The following is an 8,957-nucleotide window of genomic DNA, read 5'->3' as shown; positions in this document are numbered from 1 at the left end:
ATAAACGTAAGATTGAAGAACAACAAGGCAAGCAATACGGCAGGACCTACTATATATAATAAGGTGGTAGAACAGATGGCAACTGGCATAGCGAGAACTGCGAGCCATAGAATGATTACACTTGCTCGGGAATATCTTACGTAAGGCAACAAATCCGTTGCCGCCATTGTCTCCAACATATTTTTACGCCTAATCATCTCCTGAATAATCATGTATATGCAATAGAAAACACTTACGCAAAACAGAGTCAGCATCAGATAAAGCCCCTCTCTGATATACAGGCTATGATGAAGACTGATACCCACGCAAAAGACCACAATGATGGCAGCATAAATGCCACTACACATCAGTATCATCTTTCTGCGGTTAGCACGGGTGGTTTCTATGTTGTAGATTCCTATGGAGATGAGCGAGAAGCAGGGGGTATAGAGGAGGATGTTGATGACCGCCCCCAGATTATCGTGCATAGCACGGAACCCGAAAGTCATCTGCAACACATATTGTATCGCTAGTCCTATCAGGGCAGCAACGATCATCCATCGAGAACGCTCATACCGCTTGTTCTCCCATCTTACATGCAGATGAGAGAGTGCTACGATGAAGGCATTGATGAGCATGAATATGAAGCATGCAAACTGAAATAGAAATAATGAATCCATACGCTTCTTATCTTTTGTTTACTTTCTTGTATTTTTGATTACTTGCTGTAGGATTATCTGGATTAGTCATCTGCAAATACCCTGCTGCAACAAGGGAGGTGATGTAACGTTCACGGTTCTTGGAATGCATACTGACACCAATTCTGTCAAGTATCTCTTTGGTTGTACGAGGTACGGAACAGAAGTTTACAATATCCTTTTCCTTGTTCGTCAATGTTACTCTTTTAGTGTCTAAGTCGGTGCCAGAGTGTCTAAGTCCGGTGTCTAAGTTGGTGTCAGAGTATCTAAGTCCAGTGTCTAAGTCTGTGTCTGAGTGTCTAAGTCCAGTGTCTAAGTCTTCGACTTGGTTACTTTCTCCTCTCCAAACTGTAATTACAAATTCCTGTGCCTTGTCATTATTCATAAACGTGACATTGATATCTTCGTCAAGTGCACGAGTGATGCCGCTACCAACACCGGTGTATGGCAGCAAGTATATAGCATTGTTAAAAAGGAACATATTGCGAGGCATGGAAGTTCCAGCCTTGATGTCATCAATAGTGAGTCCGTTAGGCAATGCACCCGGACTGTGAATCTCAACACGATTGTCGAAAATGAAAATGCGAACAGGGGCTTTCATGTTCAGCGAACGATGTACAAGGCTGTTTACCGTGAACTCAACCAAGCTTGTGTAAGGTATTTCCAACTTACCCATGCTGTTGAATTCATCTCCCACCTGCACATTATGTAGGTTACGAGTGAAGAAATCCATGATAGTGTCATATTGATGAAGCAGATTTCCCTCCATATCTGCATCATTCACTTTGTCACGAAATACCTTGCCGCCGATGCTGTTGCCAGCAAAACAGATGCACTTGGCTGTCATCATTGGCATCCAGCGTTGGGTGTATTTGCCAAACAGAAGCATGGCAGCAACGGTCAGTGTACCATCGGGACGGATAAATCGCAGATTGCGAAGAATCTTCTCACAGTCATGTCCCTTAGCTATGGCAGAGCATATCATATCAAGTGATGCTTCATTAAAAGCGTCACCTGTCAAGCCTTTCTTCTCCAACACTCTCTCAAAACGGTTGCCAAGAAACTGCTTGATGGTCGTTGCATCAAGGTCGTAGACTGTTGCATCCCTAACACCAGCCTCGTCTGGAGCAAAACTACCGCAGTCGGTCATCATTTCTGCAAGTTCGGCATTATCGAACACTTTACGCTTGTCGGCACCATTCTTCACCCATACGATTCCCTTGTTGTCATGATAAGGCTTGTTGAGTCCTTCCTTCACAGTAGCAATAACCAAGTTGCCATCCTCGACCTCAACAGTATCTATCTTTATCAGAATGGATGGCACTACGTTTTCTGAAGCAATGTCACTCAACAAATTGGTTGTTTCTTGTACCTCAGAATACGACAAGGCATTGATTTCTCCAGTCTTATCCTTTATACCTACTACCAACTTGCCGCCATGTGAATTACTGAACGCCACTAACTCACAGGCAATATCATATTTGTCGAGAATGCGTTCCTTGAACTGCACCCCCGACACCTCGCCAGCCTTTATCTGTTTCAATATATCGTCCATCATTCTTTGATACATTCTTTGTTCAACAAATCGTTTACATCCACTTTCAGCAAATCAGAAATCCGTATTAAGGTTTCCAAGTCTGGTTGGCAAGTATTTGTACACCATTTAGAAATGGTTGCTTGGTCTTTACCCAACATTTCTGCCAACCACTTGTTTGAGCGCTTGGTTACTGCCAACATTATTTTCAATCTGTTTACATCTTTCTTTGCCATACTTTTATAGATATATAATTCGTATGCAAAAATACAATAATTATTCTAAATATCGCTGTGATATTTCCAAAAAGTTTGTTTTAAAGGCTATTTATTGAATATTTCGCCATTTTTTTAGATAAAAACAGGGGTATCTTATTATGATAAAAACATTAAGATACCCCTATATATAATAAGGTGTCATAACCGACAGACGGAGCGTGCTTGTTTTCCAACTATGCTTTGTTCTGTTTCTATATTCTTTGTTTCGTGTTTTTCAGCAGTATCTTGCTCCTGTGGCGGTGCAAGTTCAAGCTGTATTTTTCTATCCAACGCCGCCAGTTCCGCTTTAAGACCTTTCAGTTCTTCCTCTTTCTTCCAAGTCTTGCCAGCTATCTCTTCCAGTTGCGGTATTTCCTTTTCCAAAGCCTTGCATCTTGAATCATACTGCTCAATATAGCTTGGTATCTTCTGCAAGGCATTCAGAAAGTTGTTTGCCGCTGCTATCGGGTCCGACTTGGCAATGTGACCGTAGTTGTACTGGTACTTGTAATTGCCCTCGACAAAAAAGCGGTTGTCAACAAATGGAAGACCATTGCATAAAACAGGCTGCGCCTCGGCAATTTCAAGCGAGCTTGATTGCGCTCGGCTTGCACTGTTTTTCTCGAAACTCGTCTCGCTGACAATCTTGACAGGGAATCCGTAGATTTCTCCAATCCGCTTGTATTGTCCGCCAGTCGTCTCTTTCTCCGCCAACATTTGCAGATGTTTTCCGATAACCTCCAAGTTTGTGGACTCCACACCATCAAGAGTGATGAGGTTGAGGATGTTGCCGTCCTTGTCTTTCTTGGCTTTGCCCATAAACTTGCCGTAGTCCTCGGTCATTCCCTTGAGAGAGGCTTTGTTGTTGCCCAGCTCTGCCGTCTTTGATTGCAATTTTGTTTCTGAGTCACGCTTGCCCTTGTTAAACGATTTGCGCTCACCCTCCAGAGAAGCAATCTTCTTCTCCAGCTTCGCCTTGTCAAGCAAGTCGGTATTGCCTGAGAGAATAGCCATGTACTCGGAAAAATTCATGCCCGATTTCTCGTCCATTGCTCCCTCGTCAATGGTTCTCGCCCCCAAGGCTCCGCTTTTCAACTGTGAGATGAACGTCTGTTTGCAGTGCAGCAGGTTGAACTTGTACGAGTCAAGCGACTTTTCCACCGCATAGATGATGACATCCACCTTGTTGTCGGCATACAGTTTGGCAATCTCGTTGCCGGCACGCACACCTCGACCGTCACGCTGTGCCAAGTCGGACGGTCGCCATGGTGTATCCAAATGATGAATCGCCACACACCGTTTTTGTGCGTTTACACCTGTACCCAACATGGATGTGGAGCCGAACAACACTCGTACCGCCCCCTCGTTCATGGCTGCTATCACCGCCTTTCTTGCCCTCTCGTTCTTGCATTCCTGAATGAAGCGGATTTCAGACGATGGTATGCCGTAGTCCTCTATCAGCTTACGCTTGATTTCTGAATACACGTTCCATTCGCCCGGTCGGTATGTTCCCAAATCTGAGAATACGAACTGCGTCCCCTTGTGATTGTCATAGCGTTTGTAATAGTCGGCTATCATCTTGGCGCAATGGCTCGCCTTGTTGTCGGGATGATCCTCACAAGTCGGGTCTATCATGCGCATATCGAGAGCCATCTTTCGGGCATAGTCCGTGGCAATGAGCATCTTTGCCTTTTCCTCTGTTTCCGACAGTGGCAGTCTGCCGAGGATGGTGGCATCACCTGTCTTGGCAAACTCCATCAGCTTTTGGATGAAGTCCTCCTGCTCGGGTGTCGGCGGTATGTTATGAAGGATCTCGTTCTTCTGTGGTCTGTCCACACCAACCGCCTCCGCCGTACGATAGTCGGTTATCTCGTTGTAGAAGGCAGCAAGCTCCGGCACTTTGATAAAGTATCGGAAACGCTCCTTCTGCACGATGTTGTTGGTCACGTTAAACTCGAAGTCGGTAGTCTTCTTGGCAAAGATGGCCGCCCACGCATCGAAACAGCGGATGTCCTGACGCTCCAGTTCCTTAGGGCGCAGGTACTTGAAGAGCAGATACAACTCAGTCAGTGAGTTACTGATAGTTGTTCCCGACAGGAATGTCGCTCCCAAGTCTTTGCCTGTCCGCTCCTGTATGGTACGGATGGCAAAGAGCATGTTGAGCGCCTTCTGGCTTCCCTCGCTGTTGCCGAGTCCTGCCACACGGTCGTGACGGGTATTGAACATGAGGTTCTTGAACTGGTGGCTCTCGTCCACAAACAAGTGGTCAATGCCCATCATGCGGAAATCCACTACATCATCGGTGCGCTGCTCGATGCTATAGGCTATCTTCTGCAACTTTGCCTCCAAGTTGAACTTCCGCTTTTCCAGTCCTTTGAGCATTCCCCTCGACACGTCCTTGCCCTGCGTGCGTATCACTTCCAGATTCTCCTCCACAGTATCAAGCTCAGCCTGCAATATCTGCCGCTGGAGTTCTGGCGATTGCGGTATCTTCCCGAACTGGTCGTGCGACATGATTACACAGTCATAGTCGTTGTTCTTGATGTTGTTGAAGAAGCTGACACGGTTCTTGGTGGAAAAATCCTTCTCCGAGGCATAGAGTATCCTCGCATGGGGATAAGCTGTCTGATAGGTGGCAGCTATCTCCGCGACATTGGCTTTCAGCCCGATAATCATCGGCTTGTGAGCCATACCGAGGCGTTTCATCTCATGCGCAGCCATGCACATGATGAGGGTCTTGCCAGTTCCCACCTCGTGGTCACATATCCCGCCGCCGTTCTGCAAAAGCATCCATACACAGTCCTTCTGACTTGGGTACACACTCTTGACACCATACTTTCCGCCAAGGGCTTTCAGATCCAAGCCGGGGAAGGTCTGGTGAGAACCGTCATACTTCGGACGCACGAAGCAGTTGAACTTCCGGTTGTACATTGTGGTCAAGCGTTCCTTAAAGGAGTCAGACTGCTCCTCCAGCCATTCAGAGAACCCGTTGCGAATTTCGTCAATCTTGGCATTGGCAAGCTGTATGCCCTCGCTGTCACGCACCTTGATGTCGTTGCCGTGTTCATCCTCACCGATGCTCTTCATCATGTCGGGACAGGTGTTGTGCAGGGCATGTTTCAGAAGACTCATGCCGTCATAGTGGCGGTAATAGCCCCTCACCCTATACTCATCCCTGATGGCCATGGTCTTCATACTGCATTTTTCCGAATATTTGTCCATGCTGTCGGGATAGACGATGCTGACCTGTGTATTTAATAGGTGGCTCATGTAAGCGGAATACACACCTGTAGGAATCCAACGCTCACCGAAGTTGAAGTCCAGGTCCTCAAAGGCTATCGGTTCGGGAAAGCTTGCCTTCAAGGCTTCCAACGACTCCCTCACGATTGGATGGTCTGGATTTTCCTTCAGCCATTCTTCTATACGCTCCGCTTTCTCTATGACATTACCAGCAATGAAGCGGTCGGCTATCTCGTAGCCATCTATGAGCGGATTGTAATAGATGCGTCCTTTAAGCGCTTCCGTCAGTTCCTGTTCCGGCATATCCGATAATTCTGTCATATACGGCAAGTCGATACGGCCGAACTTGTTGAGCGAGGCAGTGAGCGCTTCCTCTGGAGAATCCACATGACTGACCTCGTCAAGCGAAAAAGAGACCGGGTGGTCAAAGATGTCTGATTTTGTGAACAGTCCGTTTTCTACCCGTTCCAACGACAGCATGTCGCGCCCAGAGGCATCCATGAGGATGAACTTCACGTTCTGCTTGGCATTGAGGTTGCCGAAGCGGATGAAGAAAGTATCATAATAGACATTCAGACTCTCACGCATCTGCTTGTTTTCCGTCTGTTCTTCCGCTTCATAGGTGTAAAGTTTCTGATAGGCATCACGGAGGGCGATATACAAGACAGCCTTTTCTTTCTGCTCCATATTCAGATCCAACGGCATGAAGGTAGCACCATACTTGGTAAGGTCTTTCAATACACCGATGTTTCCGGCAGAGTCGAGCACCATAGAACCCTCACGATGAAAACTTTCCAGTTTCTCATCAAATGGACGGGGCTTCATTGCATCCTCTTTCTTCCTTGCCTGCTCTTCCCGCTTTCTTTCTTGCTCTTTTTGTTGTTCCCGCTCATGATTTGTTTCTTCCAATGTGCTCTGAATCTTGGAATCTTCTTTTGGCTCATTCCCTTTTGACTGTCCATGCCCGATTTGAGCTTTGAGAACTTCAATCGGTTCCATCGGAGGTTTGAATTTTGGATCAAGCGTATCTTCAACGCCCAAAGCCTTGAGTTGTTCCTGACGGTGCAGTTCCGCCTTTTGACGCAGCATCACCCTGTCTTCGGGAGCCATGGTCATCATCATCTCGTAAAAGCCGTTGATTGGCGGATTCTCTTCCCAAGAGATGCTTGCGTATGGTTCATCACCAGGCAGGATTGGTTTTGTCTCCTGTGTTGTTTCCTGCTCTTTTGCATCTGTCAACGAAGGCTTTTCTTCTTTTTCCACAGGCTTTGTCACAACTTCAAAAGTCGGATTGACGCTTTTTACCAACGGACTTGCTCTCTTCCTTGACACTTTCTTGGCGGCAGCACCCACTGTTACCTCTGCTTTCTTCTTCGTTGAATGGACAGCCTGACGGTTTTCTTCTTCCATTCCCCAAAGGTCAAACAGAGTCATTTGGACTGGCGGCTGCTGATGATTGGACTTTTGGGATAGCTCAGCATCATCATTAGGCTTTTCCTGCTTTTGCAAGGATAATACCGTATCGTTCTGCTTTTCCTCAATGGAAGGCTTTATCTTCTCTGTTTTTTCTATCTTTTCTGTTTCTTTAACCTCCTTAACTTCCTCAGCCTTTGTTTCCTCTATCCCCAAGTATCGGTTCAAATTGAGGTTCTTCTTAAAGTCTTCATGGAGCATCTTTCGCAAATCCTCTGCAATGCCTTCCACGCCATCCTCATGCGTGTATATCATTGCAGGCTTGCCGAACGGGTCAGTATCCAACTTTGCCGTTGTATGGATAATGCGTTCCGGATGCTCCAGAAAGTAGTTGTTTGTCGGAATGCGGTTCTCGTCATTATAGACGGTATCAAGCAGGTTGTCGTCTCCTCGCAGCGACTCCTTTTGGCTGTTTTTCTGGAGGATGATGAGGTCACTGCCCACTTCCGTATTGGCATTTTCCGTGAACAGGTTGTTGGGAAGACGAATCGCTGACACGAGATCAGCATGATAGAGCATCATAAAACGCGCGGCACTGTTGTTTTTGGCATTCAATACGCCTTGTGAGGTGATGAAGGCAACCAACCCACCATCCCTTACAGTATCAAGAGCCTTGACAAAGAAGTAGTTGTGTATGCGTCTGGTAACAAGTGCCCTCATGCCTTTCATGGCTGTATAGGACGGATCAAATACGGCAACATCGCCAAAGGGAATATTTGAGATGGCGAGGTCGAAGTAGTCATTGAAAGGCTTTTCTATCTTCTCGAATCCCTCTATGCGCACTTTCTGCTCCGGGTGCAGATGGCGGAGTATCTTTCCCGTAAGCAGGTCTTTTTCAAATGCCATAATGTCTGCCTTGGGATTGTTATCCAAGACGGAATCGACAAAGGCACCGATGCCAGCCGAGGGTTCAAGCACCTTTTCGGGGATGACCTGATGCTCTTTCAACACATCCGCCAAAGCCTCCGTAACGTCTGACGGCGTGTAGAATGCCGTGAGGACAGACTGTTTCAGACTGTCCATCAACTGTTTGTACTCGCTTTCATTCTTGCTGTTTTCACGGATAAGTCTATGCAGCTCCACTGTTGGAGCAAACAATTCAAGGTCTGACTTTGCCCAATGGACGGCATCCGCCAGTTCCCTGGCAGGGTTCAGGATGCACTTCAATCCACCGAATCCGCAATAACGCTCCAGAAGGAGACGCTCACGGGCAGTCGGCGTGCGCTGTTCCCTGTCAAGGATGAATGCCGTTTCTATCGCCTTGATGTTGTCGTTCAGCCGTTGTTTTCTATTGTACGCCATTAGACTCTATGAAAAGGGCTACGGCTCCAGTCAACTCTGTGTAGAGCTGCTCGTAGTCCGGTGACTGGGCAAAATCGTCATCGGTGAGGTCGTAAATGGAATACACGTTGTCAACCAAAGGCAGGAGGTGCTTGACAAACGCTTCCTGATCTTCTACTGCTACCTCCAGGGGAAACTCACGGTCAACAACATCATACAGGATGCTGTACTTGGAAAAGCGGAGACCTTTCAGCAATGCTGACATGGCAAGCTCTTGTGCCGCATCGGCAAAGAGGGCATCACGCCGTGCCTGCTCATATACTTCTGCGGCATGGTCTGCACGTTCGCGGATAAAGTCCGCATCGCTGGCTTGTGGAAAACGGTTCTCTCTGAGGTGGTTCAAGAGGTACAGTCCGTAATAGGACAGTTCTGTCTGTGCCTGTTTCTTTCTGTTCATCTGTCTGTTGAATGGATTAAGTGGTGAATAATAAACCG

General features: G+C 47.0%; 5 protein-coding genes. All 5 read right to left on the bottom strand.

Annotation, left to right across the window (positions count from 1 at the left end; all coding sequences use genetic code 11):
• On the bottom strand, positions 1 to 659 hold a 659-nt coding region (locus C9991_RS12305), incomplete at its 3' end, for a hypothetical protein (RefSeq protein ID WP_106812841.1).
• Between the two features lie 7 nt (positions 660 to 666).
• A complete protein-coding gene (locus C9991_RS12300; protein ID WP_106812765.1) occupies positions 667 to 2,235 on the bottom strand; it encodes an RNA/DNA-binding domain-containing protein in 1,569 nt (522 codons plus the stop codon).
• Complete coding sequence (locus C9991_RS12295) at positions 2,232 to 2,447, bottom strand: helix-turn-helix transcriptional regulator (protein WP_022251786.1); 216 nt, start codon at positions 2,445 to 2,447, stop codon at positions 2,232 to 2,234. Before C9991_RS12295 ends, C9991_RS12300 begins: the two co-directional genes overlap by 4 nt.
• Positions 2,448 to 2,627: 180 nt before the next feature.
• Entirely contained in the window at positions 2,628 to 8,483 is a 5,856-nt protein-coding gene (locus C9991_RS12290; protein ID WP_106812764.1) for a helicase-like domain-containing protein, read from the bottom strand.
• Positions 8,470 to 8,919, bottom strand: coding sequence for a DUF1896 domain-containing protein (locus C9991_RS12285; RefSeq protein WP_106812763.1), 450 nt, complete (start codon positions 8,917 to 8,919; stop codon positions 8,470 to 8,472). The genes C9991_RS12290 and C9991_RS12285 overlap by 14 nt, the downstream gene beginning before the upstream one ends.
• Positions 8,920 to 8,957 lie beyond the last annotated feature (38 nt).

Source organism: Prevotella merdae (assembly GCF_900290275.1).
Lineage (GTDB): Bacteria > Bacteroidota > Bacteroidia > Bacteroidales > Bacteroidaceae > Prevotella > Prevotella merdae.
Note: the sequence above shows the minus strand (reverse complement) of the source record. Positions and strands in the feature narration are given on the sequence as shown.